The organism is Methylobacterium sp. J-090 (assembly GCF_022829345.1).
Taxonomy (GTDB): Bacteria; Pseudomonadota; Alphaproteobacteria; order Rhizobiales; family Beijerinckiaceae; genus Methylobacterium.
In genome coordinates, this window is sequence record NZ_JAKSXV010000031.1 from 74,765 (window position 1) to 91,719 (window position 16,955).

20 protein-coding genes are annotated in these 16,955 nt (G+C 71.7%); 14 read left to right on the forward strand and 6 right to left on the reverse strand.

Going from position 1 to position 16,955, the window contains the following annotated elements; translation table 11 throughout:
* Positions 1-100: 100 nt before the first annotated feature.
* On the forward strand, positions 101-619 hold the full coding sequence (locus tag MKK49_RS04795) for a TspO/MBR family protein (protein ID WP_244026917.1): 519 nt from the start codon (positions 101-103) through the stop codon (positions 617-619).
* Positions 620-622: 3 nt separating this feature from the next.
* Here MKK49_RS04795 and hemA read toward each other — a convergent pair whose 3' ends face one another.
* A complete protein-coding gene (gene hemA, locus MKK49_RS04800; protein ID WP_409565019.1) occupies positions 623-1,942 on the reverse strand; it encodes a 5-aminolevulinate synthase in 1,320 nt (439 codons plus the stop codon).
* Between the two features lie 318 nt (positions 1,943-2,260).
* On the opposite strand from hemA, the gene MKK49_RS04805 reads away from it, so the two are divergent.
* Positions 2,261-2,446 (forward strand): hypothetical protein, encoded by a 186-nt coding sequence (locus tag MKK49_RS04805; RefSeq protein ID WP_244026918.1) that lies wholly within the window; start codon positions 2,261-2,263, stop codon positions 2,444-2,446.
* Between the two features lie 143 nt (positions 2,447-2,589).
* Positions 2,590-3,879, forward strand: a complete 1,290-nt coding sequence (gene murA, locus MKK49_RS04810) for a UDP-N-acetylglucosamine 1-carboxyvinyltransferase (protein WP_244026919.1) — start codon at positions 2,590-2,592, stop codon at positions 3,877-3,879.
* A 44-nt stretch (positions 3,880-3,923) separates the two neighbouring features.
* Here the strand turns inward: murA and MKK49_RS04815 are convergent, their stop codons facing one another.
* Positions 3,924-4,235 carry a hypothetical protein gene (locus MKK49_RS04815; protein WP_244026920.1) on the reverse strand — a complete coding sequence of 104 codons (312 nt, stop codon included), beginning with the start codon at positions 4,233-4,235 and terminating at the stop codon, positions 3,924-3,926.
* Positions 4,236-4,546: 311 nt separating this feature from the next.
* Here MKK49_RS04815 and MKK49_RS04820 point away from each other — a divergent pair, with 311 nt between their 5' ends.
* Genes MKK49_RS04820 through MKK49_RS04835 form a run of 4 tightly spaced genes read left to right on the forward strand, consistent with a single transcriptional unit; the run spans position 4,547 to position 7,322 of the window.
* Positions 4,547-5,014, forward strand: a complete 468-nt coding sequence (locus MKK49_RS04820; RefSeq protein ID WP_244026921.1) for a DUF2948 family protein — start codon at positions 4,547-4,549, stop codon at positions 5,012-5,014.
* Positions 5,011-6,306, forward strand: a complete 1,296-nt coding sequence (gene hisD / locus MKK49_RS04825; protein ID WP_244026922.1) for a histidinol dehydrogenase — start codon at positions 5,011-5,013, stop codon at positions 6,304-6,306. Before MKK49_RS04820 ends, hisD begins: the two co-directional genes overlap by 4 nt.
* Before the next feature lie 4 nt (positions 6,307-6,310).
* Positions 6,311-6,811, forward strand: a complete 501-nt coding sequence (locus tag MKK49_RS04830) for a UPF0262 family protein (RefSeq protein ID WP_244026923.1) — start codon at positions 6,311-6,313, stop codon at positions 6,809-6,811.
* A 49-nt stretch (positions 6,812-6,860) separates the two neighbouring features.
* A complete protein-coding gene (locus tag MKK49_RS04835; RefSeq protein ID WP_244026924.1) occupies positions 6,861-7,322 on the forward strand; it encodes a low molecular weight phosphatase family protein in 462 nt (153 codons plus the stop codon).
* Here the strand turns inward: MKK49_RS04835 and MKK49_RS04840 are convergent.
* Positions 7,300-8,178, reverse strand: a complete 879-nt coding sequence (locus tag MKK49_RS04840; RefSeq protein WP_244026925.1) for a C40 family peptidase — start codon at positions 8,176-8,178, stop codon at positions 7,300-7,302. The genes MKK49_RS04835 and MKK49_RS04840 overlap by 23 nt on opposite strands.
* Positions 8,179-8,411: 233 nt before the next feature.
* On the opposite strand from MKK49_RS04840, the gene MKK49_RS04845 reads away from it, so the two are divergent.
* Positions 8,412-8,741: a hypothetical protein gene (locus tag MKK49_RS04845; protein WP_244026926.1), complete on the forward strand. Its 330-nt coding sequence runs from the start codon at positions 8,412-8,414 to the stop codon at positions 8,739-8,741.
* 57 nt (positions 8,742-8,798) lie between these two features.
* On the opposite strand, the gene MKK49_RS04850 is transcribed toward MKK49_RS04845, so the two are convergent.
* From MKK49_RS04850 to MKK49_RS04860, 3 genes are all read right to left on the reverse strand, one after another.
* On the reverse strand, positions 8,799-9,482 hold the full coding sequence (locus MKK49_RS04850) for an SDR family oxidoreductase (RefSeq protein WP_244026927.1): 684 nt from the start codon (positions 9,480-9,482) through the stop codon (positions 8,799-8,801).
* Between the two features lie 135 nt (positions 9,483-9,617).
* A complete protein-coding gene (locus MKK49_RS04855; RefSeq protein WP_244026928.1) occupies positions 9,618-10,328 on the reverse strand; it encodes an MgtC/SapB family protein in 711 nt (236 codons plus the stop codon).
* Positions 10,329-10,373: 45 nt separating this feature from the next.
* Positions 10,374-11,273: an alpha/beta fold hydrolase gene (locus tag MKK49_RS04860; protein ID WP_244026929.1), complete on the reverse strand. Its 900-nt coding sequence runs from the start codon at positions 11,271-11,273 to the stop codon at positions 10,374-10,376.
* A 259-nt stretch (positions 11,274-11,532) separates the two neighbouring features.
* Here MKK49_RS04860 and MKK49_RS04865 point away from each other — a divergent pair, with 259 nt between their 5' ends.
* Genes MKK49_RS04865 through MKK49_RS04890 form a run of 6 tightly spaced genes read left to right on the forward strand, consistent with a single transcriptional unit; the run spans position 11,533 to position 16,811 of the window.
* On the forward strand, positions 11,533-12,537 hold the full coding sequence (locus MKK49_RS04865) for an AAA family ATPase (RefSeq protein ID WP_244026930.1): 1,005 nt from the start codon (positions 11,533-11,535) through the stop codon (positions 12,535-12,537).
* Positions 12,538-12,545: 8 nt separating this feature from the next.
* Positions 12,546-13,469, forward strand: coding sequence for a DUF58 domain-containing protein (locus MKK49_RS04870; protein ID WP_244026931.1), 924 nt, complete (start codon positions 12,546-12,548; stop codon positions 13,467-13,469).
* A 24-nt stretch (positions 13,470-13,493) separates the two neighbouring features.
* Positions 13,494-13,970 carry a DUF4381 family protein gene (locus MKK49_RS04875; RefSeq protein WP_244026932.1) on the forward strand — a complete coding sequence of 159 codons (477 nt, stop codon included), beginning with the start codon at positions 13,494-13,496 and terminating at the stop codon, positions 13,968-13,970.
* Positions 13,971-13,972: 2 nt separating this feature from the next.
* Entirely contained in the window at positions 13,973-14,989 is a 1,017-nt protein-coding gene (locus tag MKK49_RS04880; protein WP_244026933.1) for a VWA domain-containing protein, read from the forward strand.
* Positions 14,986-15,915, forward strand: a complete 930-nt coding sequence (locus tag MKK49_RS04885; RefSeq protein ID WP_244026934.1) for a vWA domain-containing protein — start codon at positions 14,986-14,988, stop codon at positions 15,913-15,915. Before MKK49_RS04880 ends, MKK49_RS04885 begins: the two co-directional genes overlap by 4 nt.
* Positions 15,915-16,811 (forward strand): tetratricopeptide repeat protein, encoded by an 897-nt coding sequence (locus MKK49_RS04890; protein ID WP_244026935.1) that lies wholly within the window; start codon positions 15,915-15,917, stop codon positions 16,809-16,811. The genes MKK49_RS04885 and MKK49_RS04890 overlap by 1 nt, the downstream gene beginning before the upstream one ends.
* Positions 16,812-16,955 lie beyond the last annotated feature (144 nt).

The window sequence follows — 16,955 nt, forward strand, 5'->3', positions numbered from 1 at the left end:
GCGTTCCGACGCCAGCCTCCGAAGAACGAGCCCCCTGGCAGCTTTCCTGGCCGCACGGAGACCGGCCGGCCAGAGACGATGAAACAGGACGTCGAGACGGATGACCGCCACCCTGCACGTGCCCGGCGAGCCGGCCCTGTCCCGCTATCCCCGTCTGGCGGCGGCGATCCTGCCCGTGCTCCTCACCAGCGTGATCGGGTCGCTCTCCACGGGACCCAACATCGAAGGCTGGTACGCGCATCTGGCCAAGCCGTCCTTCAACCCGCCGAACTGGGCCTTCCCCGTGGCGTGGACGATCCTCTACGGCCTCATCGCCTTCTCGGCGTGGCGGCTGCTCGGCGCCAAGCCGCGCACGGGGCCGACCCGGGAGGGCTGGCGGCTGGCCGTCATCGCCTTCGCGGTGCAGCTCGCGCTCAACGCCGCCTGGACCCCGACCTTCTTCGCCGCCCACGCCATCGGCACGGGCGTGGTGGTGTCGGCCGCGATGTTCGTGATGATCCTCTGGACCATTCGCCTGTCCTGGCGCTTCGACCGCCTCGCCGCCGGGGTGCTCGTGCCCTATGCCGCCTGGGTCGGTTTCGCGACGATTCTCAATTTCGCGCTCTGGCGTCTGAACTGAACCCTACTCGGCGGCTTCCACGAACACCGTGCCGGCGCGCGGCAGGTCGAGGGTGTCCCAGGTCTCCATGAGCGCCGCCGTCAGCTTGGCGATCTTGGCGTCGTCGTGGAACGGCGAAGGCGTGATGCGCAGGCGCTCGGTGCCGCGCGGCACGGTGGGGTAGTTGATCGGCTGGATGTAGATGGCGTGGTGCTCGAGCAGGTGATCGGCTGCCGCCTTGCACAGCTCGGCATCGCCCACCATCACGGGCACGATGTGGGTCTGCGTGTGCAGCACCGGCAGGCCGGCGGCCTCGAGCGCCACCTTGGTGCGGTTGGCCTGGCGCTGGTGCGCCTCGCGCTCGGTGTTCGAGCGCTTGAGATAGCGCACGGAGGCGCGGGCGGCGGCCGCGATGGCCGGCGGCAGGGCGGTGGTGAAGATGAAGCCCGGCGCATGGCTGCGCACGGCGTCGCACAAAACGGTCGAGCCGGTGATGTAGCCGCCGACGCAGCCGAAGCCCTTGGCCAGGGTCCCCTCGATCACGTCGACCCGGTGCATCACCCCGTCCCGCTCCGAGATGCCGCCGCCGCGCGGCCCGTAGAGGCCGACGGCATGGACCTCGTCGAGGTAGGTCATGGCGCCGTAGCGCTCGGCGAGGTCGCAGATGGCCCCGATGTCCGAGACGTCGCCGTCCATGGAATAGACGCTCTCGAAGGCGATCAGTTTCGGTCGATCGCCCGCCGCGACGAGCAACTCTTCGAGGTGCGCGAGATCGTTGTGGCGGAAGATACGCTTCTCGCAGCCCGAATGGCGCACGCCCTCGATCATCGAGTTGTGGTTGAACGCGTCCGACAGGATGAGGCAATTCGGGATCAGCTTGGCGATGGTCGAGATGCCGGCCTGGTTCGAGACGTAGCCCGAGGTGAAGACGAGGCCGGCCTCCTTGCCGTGCAGGTCGGCGAGTTCGCGCTCGAGATCCACCAGGGGCGAGTTGTTGCCGGCGATGTTGCGGGTGCCGCCGGCGCCGACGCCGCAGCGCGCCGCCGTCTGCGTCATGGCGTTCACCACGTCCGGATGCTGGCCCATGCCGAGGTAATCGTTCGAACACCAGACGGTGATCTCGGAGCTGCCGCCATCGGGCTTGCGCCAGTTCGCCGTGGGGAAACGGCCGGCGATGCGCTCGATATCGGCGAAGACGCGGTAGCGGCGCTCATCGTGCAGACGGTCGAGGGCGGTGCGGAAGTGGGCTTCGTAATCGGCCCGGCCCTGACGGGTCTCGGTGATCTTCTGGGTCTTGCGGGTCTCGGTGATCTCGCTCGTCGCGGGCATCCGGTTCACGGGCATCCGTCCTTCACGCTTGGGCTGATGGGCCTGCGGTGGGATCGCGGCCTCTGGCGGGGCAGTTTCCGCAACGACCCTCCTGCCAGATGAGGTCCTTGCGATCGGTGTCGTCGAAGAATCGCGGTTCCCGTCTCGGAGAGACCGGCCCCCTCGTGTCGCGGCTGGTTCCTCCAACGCGGTCGGCACGATACAGGCGAACTTGGAATTGGTTCAAGTCGACAGCCGCATTCCTGGTCTGCGCCTTGACAGGGGAGCCGGACAGCCCGCCCATCGCCGTGGTGACGATGGGTCGCGCGCCAGAGTGAGCCCAGCCGGAGATCCATGACCGACGAGACGGACAAGCGGACCGAGCGCCTGAAGGCGGCCCTGCGGGAGAACCTGCGACGGCGCAAGGCCCAGGCGCGGGGTCGCTCCGATGCGCCGGCCGAGGGACCCCCGGAGGAGTCCCCGGAGGAAGTGTCCCCGGAAGGCGACCCGCCCGCTCGATCCGAGGGCAATTCGGCCTGAGCCTGGCCGCAATCCCTTTTCCGACAAAACTCCCGTATACGCGGCCCCATGCATGGAGGCGGGCCCTGGGCTCGCGGGTTCCCCCACGAGACCGGTGCCGTATGCCCCACGGGCGCGGGACCCAAGCGTAAGGTTTGACGACAATGGACCGCATCACCATCCTCGGCGGCAGGCCGCTCAACGGCGTGATCCCGATCTCGGGCGCCAAGAACGCGGCCCTGCCCCTGATGATCGCCAGCCTGATGACCGGCGAGACCCTGGAACTCGGCAACGTGCCGCGGCTCGCCGACATCAACGCCCTCCTGCGCATCCTCGGGAACCACGGCGTCGACCACATGGTGGTGGGCAAGCGCCCGGGCCAGACCACGGAGACCGGCCAGACCATCCGGCTGACCGCCTCCAACGTCATCGACACCACGGCGCCCTACGAGCTCGTCTCGACCATGCGGGCGAGCTTCTGGGTGATCGCGCCCCTGCTCGCGCGCTTCGGCGAGGCCCGGGTCTCGATGCCGGGCGGCTGCGCCATCGGCACCCGCCCCGTCGATCTGCTGCTGATGGCGCTCGAGAAGCTCGGCGCCACCATCGAGGTCGATGGCGGCTACGTCATCGCCCGCGCCAAGAACGGTCTGCGCGGGGGGGAAATCCACTTCCCCAAGGTGACGGTCGGCGGCACCCACGTGGCGCTGATGGCGGCGGCGCTCGCCAACGGCTCCACCCTCATCGAGAACGCGGCCCGCGAGCCCGAGGTCGTCGATCTCGCCGCCTGCCTCACCAAGATGGGCGCCCGGATCGAGGGCGCCGGTACCCCGCGCATCACCGTCGAGGGCGTCTCGCGCCTGCACGGCGCCCGCCACGACGTGCTGCCCGACCGGATCGAGACCGGGACCTACGCCATGGCGGTGGCGATGACCGGCGGCGACGTGACCCTGGAGAACACCCGGGCCGACCTGCTGCACTCGGCTCTGGACGTGCTCTCGACCACGGGCGCCGAGATCACGGTGGGCACCGATACCATCCGCATCCGCCGCAACGGCGGCGGCATCGCGGCCGTCGATGTCACCACGGACCCGTTCCCGGGTTTCCCCACGGACCTGCAGGCGCAGTTCATGGCGCTGATGACGCTCGCCAAGGGCCAGTCGCACATCCGCGAGACGATCTTCGAGAACCGCTTCATGCACGTGCAGGAATTGGCGCGCCTCGGCGCCAAGATCCGGCTGGAGGGCGATCTCGCCATCGTCGAGGGCGTCGAGCGCCTCAAGGGCGCACCCGTGATGGCGACGGATCTGCGCGCCTCGGTGTCCCTCGTCATCGCCGGTCTCGCGGCCGAGGGCGAGACCAGCATCAACCGGGTCTATCACCTCGACCGCGGCTTCGAGGCCCTGGAGGCCAAGCTCGCCCGCTGCGGCGCCGAGATCACCCGCGTCCGCTCGTAGGATCAGGCATCGGCGCCGGCCCTGGTGGGTCGACGCCGGGAGCATCAGCCGCCGACGGCGCCGCGCTTGAAGCCGAATCCGGGGATGTCGCAGCCGCAGGGCGCGTTGTAGGGGGCCGGACGCGTGACGCAGTTGCCGCGCGCGGTGACGCAGATGCTGCCACCGCGTCCGCCCCGGCCGCGACGATCGTAACGATCGTCGTCGTAGCGATCCCGGCGGCGCTCGTAGCGGTCCTCGTCGTAGCGGCGCTCGAAGCGCCGGGGGCCGTCATCGTAATACTGGGCCTTGGCTTCGAAGGCGCCGAGGCTGCTGCCGAGGGTCGCCGCCGTCGCGATCGCCAGGAGAATGCGCTTCACCGAACTGTCCTTTCCGTCATCCCGGCCCGCCGCCCGATCCGACGCGTTCACGGTCGGGTCCAGGGCGTGAGCTCCGAGGGTCTGGGCATGAACCTAGACCGATGCGGATGAACGGGGCCTGAGACCCGTCGTTCCACGCCGCGAGACCCGTTCGGCCGCGTGAAAAACTGATGGGCCGGGATCGCTCCGCGGGCGCATGGTTGCCGTGGGCCGATGGCCTCGCTACCTACGAGGCCGACCGTTGCCATATCCGGGACTTGCCCGGCCAACCCCAAGCCCGACCCATCCTATAAGAGCGCGACACCCCCGCCATGGAGCTTCTCAAGCTCGCCGCCCTCGATGCCGACGACCTCGCCGTCGTCTCGGCCCACCTTCAGGACGCGATTCTGCGGGCCGAGGATCTGGCCTATCTCACCGACACCCACCGCTTCGTGCTGGTGGCGCGGCGGTTCGACTGGTCGGCGGACGACGGCGCGGCCCCGCGCCGGCGCCTGACGGGCGTGCATTTCGAGCGGGTGCTCGGCGTGCGCAGCCGCGGCCTCGTGCCGGGCGCGCCCTCCGAGACGCCGCTGGAACTCCTGGCCGTGACCTTCACGCCGGGCGAGGCCCCGTCCGGTACCGCCACCCTGGTATTCGCCGGAAATGCCGCGATCCAGCTCGACCTCGAATGCATTGAGGTGCGGATGAAGGATCTCGGGCCCGTCTGGGAGGTCGATGGCCGTCCCGATCACGAGGCCGCCGCCGCCGGGCGCGCCGCCGTCGAGGGACACAACGCATGATCCGCCTCGACTCCGGCGCAGCCGATTTCGCGGAACGCTTCGCCCGCCTGCTCACCGTCAAGCGCGAGATCTCGGAGGATGTCGACGAGACCGTGCGCGGCATCATTGCCGGCGTGGTTACGGGCGGTGACACGGCCCTCGTCGACTACACCCGCCGCTTCGACCGCGTCGGCGAGGACTTCACCGCCGCGTCCCTGCGAGTGACGGCCGACGAGATCCAGGCCGCCATCGCCGCCTGCCCGGCCGACGCCCTGGAGGCCCTGCGCTTTGCCGCCACCCGCATCCAGGCCTTCCACGAGGGCCAGGTGCCGGGCGATCACATGGGCACGGATGCCCTCGGCGTGACCAGCGGCTGGCGCTGGACCGGCCTCGAATCCGTCGGCCTCTACGTCCCCGGCGGCACGGCGAGCTATCCGTCCTCGGTGCTGATGAACGCGATCCCGGCCCGCGTCGCCGGCGTGCCGCGCGTCGTCATGGTGGTGCCGATGCCGGAGGGGATCATGAACCCCCTCGTGCTCGCCGCCGCCGATCTGGCCGGCGTGCACGAGGTCTACAGGGTCGGCGGTGCGCAGGCCGTGGCGGCATTGGCGTATGGAACGCAGACCATCGCGCCGGTGGCCAAGATCGTCGGACCGGGCAATGCCTGGGTGGCGGCGGCCAAGCGTCGGGTGTTCGGGCAGGTCGGCATCGACATGATCGCCGGCCCGTCCGAGGTCCTGATCCTGGCCGACGCCGACGCCAACCCGGACTGGGTCGCGGCCGACCTCCTGGCCCAGGCCGAGCACGATGTAGCGGCCCAATCGATCCTCATCACCGATTCGTCCGACCTTGCCGACGCCGTCGAAGCGGCGGTGGAGCGGGCGTTGACGACCTTGCCCCGGCAAGACATCGCGCGGGCGAGCTGGCGCGATTACGGCGCCATCGTCGTGGTGCGGGACTTCGACGAGGCGGTGCCCCTGGTCGATCGCCTCGCGCCCGAGCACCTTGAGATCGAGACGGAAGGTGCCGAGGCGCTGGCCGCCAAGGTGCGCAACGCCGGGGCCATCTTCCTCGGCTCGCACACGCCGGAGGCCATCGGCGACTATGTCGGCGGCCCCAACCACGTCCTGCCCACCGCCCGTTCGGCGCGGTTCTCGTCCGGGCTCGGCGTCCTCGACTTCATGAAGCGCACGACGATCCTGCGCTGCACGCCTGAGAGCCTGCGGGCTCTGGGACCCTCGGCCATTGCGCTGGGACGGTCGGAGGGCCTCGAAGGCCACGCCCGCTCGGTGGCCATCCGCCTGAACCTGTGAGGCGATGATGCCCGGCGCAGCCAGATCCACGGAGCCGAAATCTCCCAACCGCCTCGTGGCGGTGACCCTCGACGAGGAGTCCATCGGCCGGGGCAACCCCGACCAGGAGCATGAGCGCGCCATCGCGATCTTCGACATCCTCGAAGAGAACAGCTTCGCGATTCCCGGCCGCGAGGGACCGTTCGCCCTCACACTGGGCCTCGTCGAGAGCAAGCTCGCCTTCGCGATCCGCCATGAATCCGGCGATCCGGTGATGACGCACCTCCTGTCGCTGACCCCGTTCCGCCGGGTGATCCGCGACTACGAAATGATCTGCGAGAGCTACTACAACGCCATCAAGACGGCCTCGCCGACCCAGATCGAGGCCATCGACATGGGCCGGCGCGGCCTGCACAACGAGGCGTCAGACCTCCTCAAGCAGCGCCTCGAAGGCAAGGTCGATCTCGATCACCAGACGGCGCGGCGCCTCTTCACCCTGGTCTTCGCCTTGCACTGGAAGGCCTGAGCGGCGTTTCCTGGAGCATCGTGCCTGAGTGCCCGGAGGCAGTGACCGGATGGCGGACGAGGCCGGCCCGAAGAAGAAGCGCGTCCAATCGGCCCTGTTCATGTGCAACTTCAACGCCGTGCGCTCGCTGGCGGCGGAGGCCATCGCGCGCCACTACTTCGGCAAGTCCATCTACGTGCAGTCGGCCGGCGTCCGCTCGGGCGAGCCCGCCGACCCGTTCATGGTGGCCGCCCTCGATGAGATCGGCATCGACGCCGCGCGTCACAAGCCGCGCACCCTGGCCGAACTTGAGGAGTGGGAGGGCCTGAACTTCGACCTCATCGTCACCCTGGCGCCCGAAGCCCACCATGCGGCCCTCGAACTTACCCGCACCAACGCCGTCGAGGTGGAGTACTGGCCGACGCCCGACCCGACCAACTTTCACGAAGGGTCCCGCGACCAGCGCCTGGACGGCTACCGCGACGTGCGCGACGGCCTGATCTACCGGATCAAGATGCGGCTGAAGGGGTGAGGCGTCGGATCGACGTCACCGGCCCGTAGCTGTTCTCCAGGATGCGGGCGACGGCTTCGCTCAAGGGTTCCACCGCCACCGCCATGTGGAAGCCGTTGGCGTGGATGAGCCGGGTGGCGTCGAGCATGAGCCCGACATGGCCGCGCCAGAACACGAGGTCGCCGCGCCGCAAGCCGTCGAGGCCGGGCGGCAGGGCGTGGCCGAGGCCCCGTTCCTGCTGGTCGGCATCGCGCGGAGCCGCGATCCCCGCGACGGCGAGGCAGAGCTGGACGAGGCCCGAGCAGTCGAGGCCGAGGCTGGTGCGGCCGCCCCAGAGGTAGGGCGTGCCGACGAGGCGCTCGGCGGTGCCGGCGAAATCGGACTCCGTCTGGCCAAGTGCCGCACAATGGCCGGCGAAGACATGATCGCCCGTGGCGAGGCGCCAGTAGTGGCCCGCCTGCCCCACCACCGCCATTCTGGCGCCGAGGGTCAGGTATCCGGTGGCGGGGAGTTTCAGGTCGGGGCCGGGATACAGGAAGGTCCGAAGCGCCGTGACCCGGTGGGTCGGCGTCGGATCGACCGGCCCGAGGGCGGCCTCCGCCAGGTAGCCGACATAGCCGTCATGGCCCAGGCGGACCCAGGCGAAGCCTTCCTCGGCCTCGTAGAGCGTCACCGCATCGCCCATCACCGCCTCGGTGTCGACGGCCGCATCGAACCGGGGCGAGCGCCGCAGGGGCGCCGACGGCACGACGATGCGGCGCGCCTCCCCGGCGACGTAGTGGGCCGCCTCGATCCGGCCGCGCAGCCGACTGTCGGCCAGATCGGGCCGCGCGGGCGTGAGGCGCGGATCGGAGGTATCGAGATGTTCGTCGAGCATGGCCGCATTATCCGCCTTGCCCCTCCCAGCCGCAACGGCGTGGCAGCTTCGTGCTTGCCAAAACAGACCTTCGCGGCCGGCGCGCCATTTGCTTCGAGACCGCGGCGTTCTGCTCAGGGAGCGGTACAGGCTTCCCAGCAATGTGCGCGACGCAACCGCCCGAGGCGATTTTGTGCACTGCACATAACCGGCCGACGGCGTATGATGGTGGAATGCCGAGCGCGAGTCCTGCCGTGAAGAAGACCCAGAAATCCTTCAAGGACCTGCCGCCGATCCGCGTGCGCCGGGAGCCGCCGACGATCCCGGAGGCCGTGGCGGCCGCGCAGGATCTCGCCGACGAAGTCGAGCATCAGGTCGAGATCGCCGCCGGCCTGATCGGCCTGACCGCCGACGAGATCCGTCCGCACGTCCTGGCTGCCGCCAAGGCCAAGCCCGAGCGGATGCCCGAGCGCATCCTGACCGCTGGCAGCCCGAACCGGGCGCCGCGGACGGTCATCGTCGAGCGCCGCACCCGCCCGCCCGTCATCGTGGAACGGCGCGGCCGCCCGCCGCTGAGCCGGTAGGACCTGACCGCCCCGGTGATCCGGGGCGATCGCGTGGTCCTCACCAGTCGAGCGCCCTCACCAGTCGAGCGTCTTGCCGGTGTAATCGACATAGACGCAGCCGGTTCGGCCGAGATGGCCCCCGATCACGTCGGTCATGCCGGTGACGCTGGTGGCAACGTCGATGTCCGCGTCCGCGCCGCCCATCTCCGTGCGGACCCAGCCCGGATGCATCAGCACCACGCCGAAACCGGCGTCGCGGTGGCGGATCTCGAAGCTGCGCGCGAGGGTGTTGAGCGCCGCCTTGCTCGCCCGGTAATTCTCCCAGCCCCCTGCTTCGTTGAGGCCGACGCTGCCGAGGATCGAGCTCATGAAGGCGACGAGGCCCTTCGGTGCCAGCCGGTCGAGGAAGGTCTCGGCGAAGCGGATCGGGCTCACCGCATTGGTGAGGTAGACCTGGGCGGCGACGTCGCGCGGCACCGCGTGGAGCGGATCGTGCGCTTGGGTCGCGACCCCGGCGACCACGAAGATCAGATCGTAGCGCTCACCCGAGAGGGTTTCGTGAAGGGCGGCGACGGCGCCGTCGTCGTCGATATCGGCGGTCTCGACACGCAACGCGCCGGACGACAGGGCCGCGAGCCCCGGCGAGGTCGAGCGCTGGGTGGCGGTGACCCGCCAGCCGCGCTGCAGGAAGGTCTCGACGAGGCCGAGACCGAGGCCGCGCGAGGCCCCGACGATGAGCGCGTTCTTCTGGTCTGCCATGGTGCTCGATCCTCTATAAGGCTGGGATCGGCGCCGGCCCGAAGCCGGAGCGTGCGAACCCGATGCCTCAGAGGTCGGGCGCGGATCATCCCGCGGCAATGTGGCCCCGTGCGTTCGAGGTGTGCGGGCGCACGCTCAATCGGCGGTCTGCACCGACCACGTGGCGTGCGTGACGAAGGGCATGCGTTCCAGGGAAACCGTCACGGCGTCGAGTTCGGCCGCCGCCACCGCCGTGGCGACGAGGGTCGCCACCACCTCGACGGTGTCCTCGCCGCGCTCCACCACCTCGATCCCGCCCACCGGATAGTTCGCCGCCTCCAGGCGCTCGACGAGGAGGTCGCGGGCGGGTCCGACGGACTCCGCCTGCACCGTTACCTGCACCTCGTAGGTCGCCTCCGTCTGGCTCTCGTCGATGGGCGCGCGGTTGATGGCGTTGACCAGCGGCCGCAAGAGGGTGTTGCCGGCGAGGACGGCCGCCGTGACGAAGGTGGCCTCCAGGGGGAAGTCGGCGCCGGCGAAGGCGCCCACGGCCGCCGAGCACCACAGGGTCGCGGCGGTGTTGAGGCCGCGCACGTTCATGCCCTCCTTCATGATCACGCCGGCCCCGAGGAAGCCGACACCGGAGATCACGTAGGCCACCGTGCGGGTGCCGCCCGCCGCGCCCTCGAGCCGCATGCCGAGATCGACGAAGGCCGCGGCCCCCACGGCCACGAGGACGTTGGTGCGCAGGCCCGCCGTGCGCTGCCGATACTGGCGCTCGGCCCCGATGAGGGTGCCGAGGCCAAAGGCGACGATGAGGCTGACGGCGGAATTGACGAATTCGGGAAGGGGCGAGGAGAAGGGCATCTCGTCTCATCGCCATCCCGCGTGACGGAACCGTGACAGGCCCGTCTAGGCTGCCAGGAAGGCGCGCAGGGCCTGGAGCGTCCCTTCCGGGTTCTCCTCCGCCGGGAAGTGCCCCGACGTGAGGTCGACGGCCGTCGCGTTCGGCGCGAAGGTGCGCTGCCAGGCGGTCAGTGGCGTCTCGGCGCTGCGGTCGAGGTAGCCATCGCCGGCCAGGATCAGGGTCGGGCAGGTGATCGTGCGCTGGGCGGCGAGGTCGGCGAGATCCGCCTCGCGGTCGCGGGTCGCCCCGGCGCGGTAATCCTCGCACATCGCATGAATGCGCTCGGGCACATTCCAGCCCTGCCGATAGAGGGCGAGGGCGGCGGGCGCGAAGGCGTCCAGGGATTTGGCGTTGCTCCAGTCGCGCAGCAGGCCCTCGAAGTATCCGTCGGGATCGCGTCCGATCTCGGCCTCCGGCTCGGGCGCCGGGCGGGCCAGGGACTTCCAGTGGGCGGACCCGCTCGACGCCTCGATGCGCTCCCACTGCACCAGGGTCGGCAGGATATCGAGGAGCGCGAGGCGCGCGACGCGGCCGGGCTCGTCGAGCGCCAGGCGGTAGCCGACGCGCGCCCCGCGATCGTGCCCCACGAGCGCGAAATGCACGTGGCCGAGATGCTCCATCACGGCGACGACGTCCCGCCCGAGGGTGCGCTTGGCATAAGCCTCGTGGCGCGTGTCGCCTTCGGGGGCCGCCGACCAGCCGTAGCCCTTGAGGTCGAGGCAGATCACCCGATGGGTCTCGGCCAGAGCCGGCGCGATCCGGTGCCAGCACGCATGGGTCTGGGGAAACCCGTGGAGCATCACGACCGGCGGCGCGTCCTTCGGCCCACCGATCCGGGCGAAGAAGCGCCCGGCCGGGATGTCGATCCAGGGGGCGGAGAAACCGGGGAAGAGGTCCGTGGTCACGGGGCGGGCTCCGGCGAGGGGTGGCGAGATGGAGGGCCGCCCATGATCGCCGACCACGCGCGGTCGGGCAATTTGCCCGAGGCCGACCATGCGGCTTTCCGGCCGCGCAGGCGGGATTGACGCTGGACCCCCGCACCGGCACACCCGAAGGATGTGGATCGCTTAAGAATCCGCACCCAAAAAACGTCGAGGAGACGCGCATGGTACGGATCACCGTCCTTGCCCCGAAGGCAGTGCCCGCCATCGCGGGAGCTTGTGCATGAGCGGCGCCATGCTCGCCGAGCGTCCGGCCGCGTCCCCCGTCGATCCCGCCCTGCGCGAGCGTGTGCTCGCTCTGCGCGACGGCCTGCTGCACGGGCTCATCGGCGCCGATGCCATGGTGGAGCGCCTGCTCATCGGCCTGCTCACCGGCGGCCACCTCCTCATCGAGGGCGCGCCGGGTCTGGCCAAGACCCGCGCCGTCAAGCGCCTGTCGGACGGCCTCGACGGCAGCTTCGCCCGCATCCAGTGCACGCCCGACCTCATGCCGGCCGACCTCACCGGCACCACCGTCTGGCGTCAGGATGCCGGCGACTTCGAGTTCCTGCCCGGCCCCCTGTTCCATTCCCTCGTCCTCGTCGACGAGGTCAACCGGGCGCCGCCGAAGGTCCAGTCGGCCCTGCTCGAGGCCATGGCGGAGGGGCAGATCACCGTCTCGGGCCACACCCACGGCCTGCCCGACCCGTTCATGGTGGTGGCGACCCAGAACCCCATCGAGCATGCCGGCACCTTCCCCCTGCCGGAGGCCCAGCTCGACCGCTTCCTGCTCCACGTGGTGGTGGAGATGCCCGACGAGGCCGCCGAGCGCCGCATCCTCGACCTCGTCGAGGGCGAACTGAACCACCACGCCGAGGCGATGCCGGTGAAGCTCTCCGTGGCCGAGATCCGCGCCGCGCGGGAGGCGGCGCTCGGCGTCTACGTCGCGCCCGCCCTCAAGGACTACCTCGTGCGGCTGGTGGCCGGCACCCGCACGGATTCGGCCGCGCCCGATCTCCGCGCCGCCATCGAGCACCCGGCCTCGCCGCGCGGGACCCTCGCCCTCATGCTCGCCGGCAAGGCCCGCGCCTATCTGCGCGGGCGCGACCACGTCATCCCCGAGGACATCGCCGAGCTCGCCGCCGACGCCCTGGCCCACCGCATCGGCCTCACCTGGCGAGCCGCCGCCGAGGGCAAGACCGCGCGCGGCCTCATCGGAGACCTCGTCCAACGGGTGCGGGCGCTCTGACCGTCGCCATGGCTTCCTCGTCCGTTCCCGATCCGACGCAGGCGCCCGGCATCCACCTCTCGGGCGAGGCCCTCATGGGTTTGCGCCACCTCGCCCGGCGCGGCACGTCCCCGGCGACCCGTACCCTCGCGGGGCTGCCCGGCGGCATCGTCACCCGGCGGCGCGGGCGCGGCTCGGAGCCCGACGACGTGCGCCTGTGGTCGGAGGGCGACGACCGCCGCCACATCGACCGCAACGCCACCGCACGCACGGGCATCCTGCATGTCCGCACCCACCACGACGAGCGCGACCGCGCCGTGGTGCTGCTCGTGGATTTCCGGCCGTCCATGCTGTTCGGCACCCGCCGGGCCCTGCGCTCGGTGGCCGCCGCCGAGGCCCTGGTGCTCCTCGGCTGGCGGGTGGCCGGCGATGGCGGCCGGGTCGGCCTCGTGGTGGCGGGCGCCGGCGAACCCGTGGTGCTGCGCCCGGCCGGGGGCGAGCGCGCCATGACCGCCGTCACCGGGGCGCTCGCCATGGCGCATGCCCGGGCCCTGGCGGAGGTGAGCACCCAGGACCCGCCCCTGTCGCGCGCCCTCACCCTGGCCCGGAGCCTGCTGCCGTCGGGAGGCCACCTCGTCCTCGGCACGGCCCTGGACAATCCGGGGGAGGATTTCGACCACCTCCTCACGGTGATGGCCGAGCGCCTGTCGATCCGCCTCGTGCTGGTGAGCGACGCCTTCGAGCGCGCCCGCCCGCCGGGCTTCTACCCCTTCGCCACCCCGGACGGCCGGCGTGGCACGGTCCAGGCGAGCCGCGCGGATCGCCCGCCGGGCGACGCCGATGCCCGCCTCGTGGAATATGCGCGGCGCGGCATCGAGGGCCTGCGCCTCGACGTCGAGGCGGGTCCCGAGGCCTATGCCCCCCTCATGGAACGGCTCGATGCGGTGCTCTGAAATCCGCGCCGACGGATGGTGCCCATGAATCCCGCAAACGCCCCCGCCGACATCCCCGCCAGCCTCGACCAGCTGCGCGGCCTGCACCTGCCCGCCGAGGCCGCCGGCGCGGCGCAGGGGCCCGTGGTCCTCGCCATCGCGCTCGGTTTCACGGCGGCTTTGCTCGTCGGCCTCGTACGGTTCTTGCGCGCGCGGCAGCGGGGCACCGTGCGCCGGGTCGCCGCGCGCGAACTCGCCGCCGCCAATGCCCTGCCGCCGGGGCCGCGCCGGGTCGCCCAGGCGCGACTCCTCCGCCGTCTCGCCCGCACCCTGCGGGGCGACGCGGCGGCCTCGACGCAGGGGAACGCCTGGGCCGCCACCCTCGACGGCCTGTTCGCCACGGACTTCTTCACCAAGGGCGCCGGCCGAACCTTCGCCGATGGGCTGTATCGCCGCGATCCGCCGGAGCCCGAGGCCATCGACGCCGAGCTCGTCCGGCTGATGCAGCGGATCGGGGCCTGAGCATGCCGAACTGGCTCACCGCGCTGGCCTCGGCGTTCGACCTCGCGAGCCCCTACGCCCTGCTGCTCCTCCCCCTGCCGCTTCTGGCCGCCCGCCTGATGCCGGCCGAGCGCGTCGGCTCGAGCGGGGCCCTGCGCGTGCCCGCCTCCCTCGTCGCCGCGGCGGCCCGGGGCGACAGCGTCGCCGCGCGCGGGCGCGGTCGCGCCGTGCTGGTCTGGACCCTGTGGGCGGCCCTGGTGGTGGCGCTCGCCGGCCCGCGCCTCGTCCTGCCCGCCACGGCGCTGCCGGCGTCGGGCCGTGAGATCATGCTGGTGATGGATCTGTCCGGCAGCATGGAGCGGCGCGACTTCGCCCTCGACGGCCAGACGGTGAACCGCCTCGCGGCGGTCAAGCGCGTCGGCACCGACTTCATCCGCCGCCGGGCCGGCGACCGCATCGGCCTCGTGATCTTCGCCAACGAATCCTACGTCGCCGCGAGCCCGAGCTTCGACACCGCCACCGTCGCCCGGGCGCTGGACGAGGCGACCATCGGGCTCGTGGGCCGCTCCACCGGCATCGGCGACGGCCTCGGCCTCGCCCTGAAGCGCCTCACCCCGCCGCCCTCGGCCGAGACCGGCGAGGCCGGCCCGCCCGTGACCGCCAAGGTGGTGATCCTGATGACGGACGGAGCCAACAACGCCGGCCAGACCACGCCACGCGATGTCGCGGGCCTCGCCAAGGAACTCGGGGTCCGGGTCCACACCATCGCGCTCGGGCCCCGCGACCTCTCCAACGCCGAGGGCGAGCAGGACGTGGTCGACACCGAGACCCTGCGGGAGATCGCCGAGCTCACCGGCGGCCGGATGTTCCGCGTGAAGACCACCGAGGATCTCGTCGGCATGGCGGACGCCATCGACGAGATCGAGGGCGGGCGCGCCAAGGCACCGCCGCTCCCGCTGCGCAAGGACCTGTGGCCGTGGCCCGCCGCCGTCGCGTTCCTGTGCGCGGCCGGCCTTCTCGCGGCGAGGCGGGTCGCGTGAGCCTCCTCGACACCCTCGCGGTCCTGCGGCCCTGGTGGCTCGCGGCGATTCCGCTCGTCGTGGCCCTGGCCCTGCGCGCCGCCTGGCGCTCGGCGCCCCTGGGCGATTGGGCCAAGGCCGTCGATCCCGGCCTCATGGCGCTTCTGGCCAAGCGCGGTGCCGTGCTCGGCGGGCGGCGGCAGGCGAACCTCGCTGCGGCGCTGGCCGCCGGCCTCATCGCCGTGGCGCTCACGGGACCGGCCGTGGAGCGGCCCGACGCCACCACCTTCCGCAACCTCGACGCCACCGTCGTGGTGGTCGATCTCTCGCGCTCCGTCGCCGAGGGCGGGCGCCTCAAGGACGTGCGCCAGATCGCCGAGGGCGTCGCCCAGGCGGCCGGCACCCGCAGCGTCGCCGTGGTGGTCTATGCCGGCGACGCCTACCTGGCGATTCCGCCCACCACCGACCGCGATGCCCTCGCGTCCACCCTGTTCGCCCTCGACGGCGATACGGTGCCCGACCGGGGCACCCACCCCGAGCGCGGCCTGGCGCTCGCCCGCCGGACCCTCTCGGAGGCCGGCGTCATCGCCGGCGACGTGGTGCTGGTGACGGACGGCGACGGCATCGGGGACGCCGCCGCCCGCGAGGCCGCGGCGATCCGGGCCAAGGGATGGGCCCTGAGCGGCGTCTTCGTGCCCGCCGGTCCGGGCCTCCCGGCCGGCTCGCCGAAACCGAACCGCGCGGCCCTGGAGCGCCTCGTCGCCACGGGCGGCGGGCGGCTCGCCGACCTCGATGCCCCGACACCGGTCCTCGATGCCGTGGGTGCGAGCACGGCCCAGCATCTCGCCGCCGGCGGCTACACCGTCCTGGCCTTCGCCGATCTCGGGCGCTGGCTGATCCTGCTGGCGCTCCTGCCGGCGCTGGCCCTGTTCCGCCGGAGCGCCTGATGCGCCGCGCATTTCCGTTCGCCCTCCCACGCCGCTGGACCACATGGGCGCGCCTCGCCGGCCTCGGGTTGGCGGCGGTCGGCATCCTCGGCCTCGCCCTGGTGTCGCAGCCGCGCACCGGCCTCGGACGCACCCTCATGGGCCTCGGCCTGCCCGGGGCCGCCGCCGCCATCCTCGACGATCCGGCCTGGCGCGGACCCGCCCTCTATCAGGCGGGGCGTTTCGAGGAGGCCGCCGCCCTGTTCCGCGCCGCCGGGCGGCGCGGCGCGTACAATCTCGGCAACGCCCTCGCCAGGGCCGGCGACCTGCAAGGGGCGCTGGACGCCTACGACGCGGCGCTCACCTACAACCCGCGCGACGCCGACGCCCAGGCCAACCGCTCGCTCATCGCCCGCCTCGTCGACGAGGGGGCCGGCGATCCCGGCAAGGGCGGCGGGGTCGCCAATGCCACGGCGACCACGGGCGCGCGTTACAACAAGACCGCGAACCAGGACCCCAACGACGACACCCAGGCGACGTCAAGCGGCGAGGGACTGGCCGGCAACAAGGAGGGTGGCACCACTTCCTCGACGCCGGGCAACAGCAAGGTGGCGCGGCGCGGCAAGGCCGAGCAGGTCTCGGTGGAGTCCGGCAAGGGCGAGGCGCGCGGTTCGGCCAGCGACGCCGCCGGGCGCGGGCGCATGGGCGCTGGCTCGGCCATGGTCGCCGCCGCCCCCGAGAAGGAGGTGCGCCGGGTGACGAAGAGCTTCGAGGCCCACGAGATCCGGCCCGACCGCCTCTGGCTCCAGACCCTGCCCGACGATCCCGGCCGCTATCTCAAGCTGCGGCTCAAGGCCGAGCAGGCCGTGCGCGTGGAGGCCGGCACCGCGGTGCCGGGGGGAAGCAACCCATGGTGAGCTTTGGCCGCGAGCCCAAACCGTCGTCCCTGGCCAGTCCTGGCGGAGGAGCCACACCCGGCTCCCTCTCCTGGAAGGAGAGGGTTGGGGTGAGGTGTGCGAACTCTCCGGAAAGGTCGCACACCTCACCCTGTCCCTCTCCTT

What these genes read in the sequence shown, in the direction of transcription:
- MKK49_RS04795 (WP_244026917.1), top strand. Translation starts at nt 101, where the DNA reads ATGACCGCCACCCTGCACGTGCCCGGCGAGCCGGCCCTGTCCCGCTAT.
- hemA (WP_409565019.1), bottom strand. Translation starts at nt 1,942, where the DNA reads ATGCCCGTGAACCGGATGCCCGCGACGAGCGAGATCACCGAGACCCGC.
- MKK49_RS04805 (WP_244026918.1), top strand. Translation starts at nt 2,261, where the DNA reads ATGACCGACGAGACGGACAAGCGGACCGAGCGCCTGAAGGCGGCCCTG.
- murA (WP_244026919.1), top strand. Translation starts at nt 2,590, where the DNA reads ATGGACCGCATCACCATCCTCGGCGGCAGGCCGCTCAACGGCGTGATC.
- MKK49_RS04820 (WP_244026921.1), top strand. Translation starts at nt 4,547, where the DNA reads ATGGAGCTTCTCAAGCTCGCCGCCCTCGATGCCGACGACCTCGCCGTC.
- hisD (WP_244026922.1), top strand. Translation starts at nt 5,011, where the DNA reads ATGATCCGCCTCGACTCCGGCGCAGCCGATTTCGCGGAACGCTTCGCC.
- MKK49_RS04830 (WP_244026923.1), top strand. Translation starts at nt 6,311, where the DNA reads ATGATGCCCGGCGCAGCCAGATCCACGGAGCCGAAATCTCCCAACCGC.
- MKK49_RS04835 (WP_244026924.1), top strand. Translation starts at nt 6,861, where the DNA reads ATGGCGGACGAGGCCGGCCCGAAGAAGAAGCGCGTCCAATCGGCCCTG.
- MKK49_RS04840 (WP_244026925.1), bottom strand. Translation starts at nt 8,178, where the DNA reads ATGCTCGACGAACATCTCGATACCTCCGATCCGCGCCTCACGCCCGCG.
- MKK49_RS04850 (WP_244026927.1), bottom strand. Translation starts at nt 9,482, where the DNA reads ATGGCAGACCAGAAGAACGCGCTCATCGTCGGGGCCTCGCGCGGCCTC.
- MKK49_RS04855 (WP_244026928.1), bottom strand. Translation starts at nt 10,328, where the DNA reads ATGCCCTTCTCCTCGCCCCTTCCCGAATTCGTCAATTCCGCCGTCAGC.
- MKK49_RS04865 (WP_244026930.1), top strand. Translation starts at nt 11,533, where the DNA reads ATGAGCGGCGCCATGCTCGCCGAGCGTCCGGCCGCGTCCCCCGTCGAT.
- MKK49_RS04870 (WP_244026931.1), top strand. Translation starts at nt 12,546, where the DNA reads ATGGCTTCCTCGTCCGTTCCCGATCCGACGCAGGCGCCCGGCATCCAC.
- MKK49_RS04875 (WP_244026932.1), top strand. Translation starts at nt 13,494, where the DNA reads ATGAATCCCGCAAACGCCCCCGCCGACATCCCCGCCAGCCTCGACCAG.
- MKK49_RS04880 (WP_244026933.1), top strand. Translation starts at nt 13,973, where the DNA reads ATGCCGAACTGGCTCACCGCGCTGGCCTCGGCGTTCGACCTCGCGAGC.
- MKK49_RS04890 (WP_244026935.1), top strand. Translation starts at nt 15,915, where the DNA reads ATGCGCCGCGCATTTCCGTTCGCCCTCCCACGCCGCTGGACCACATGG.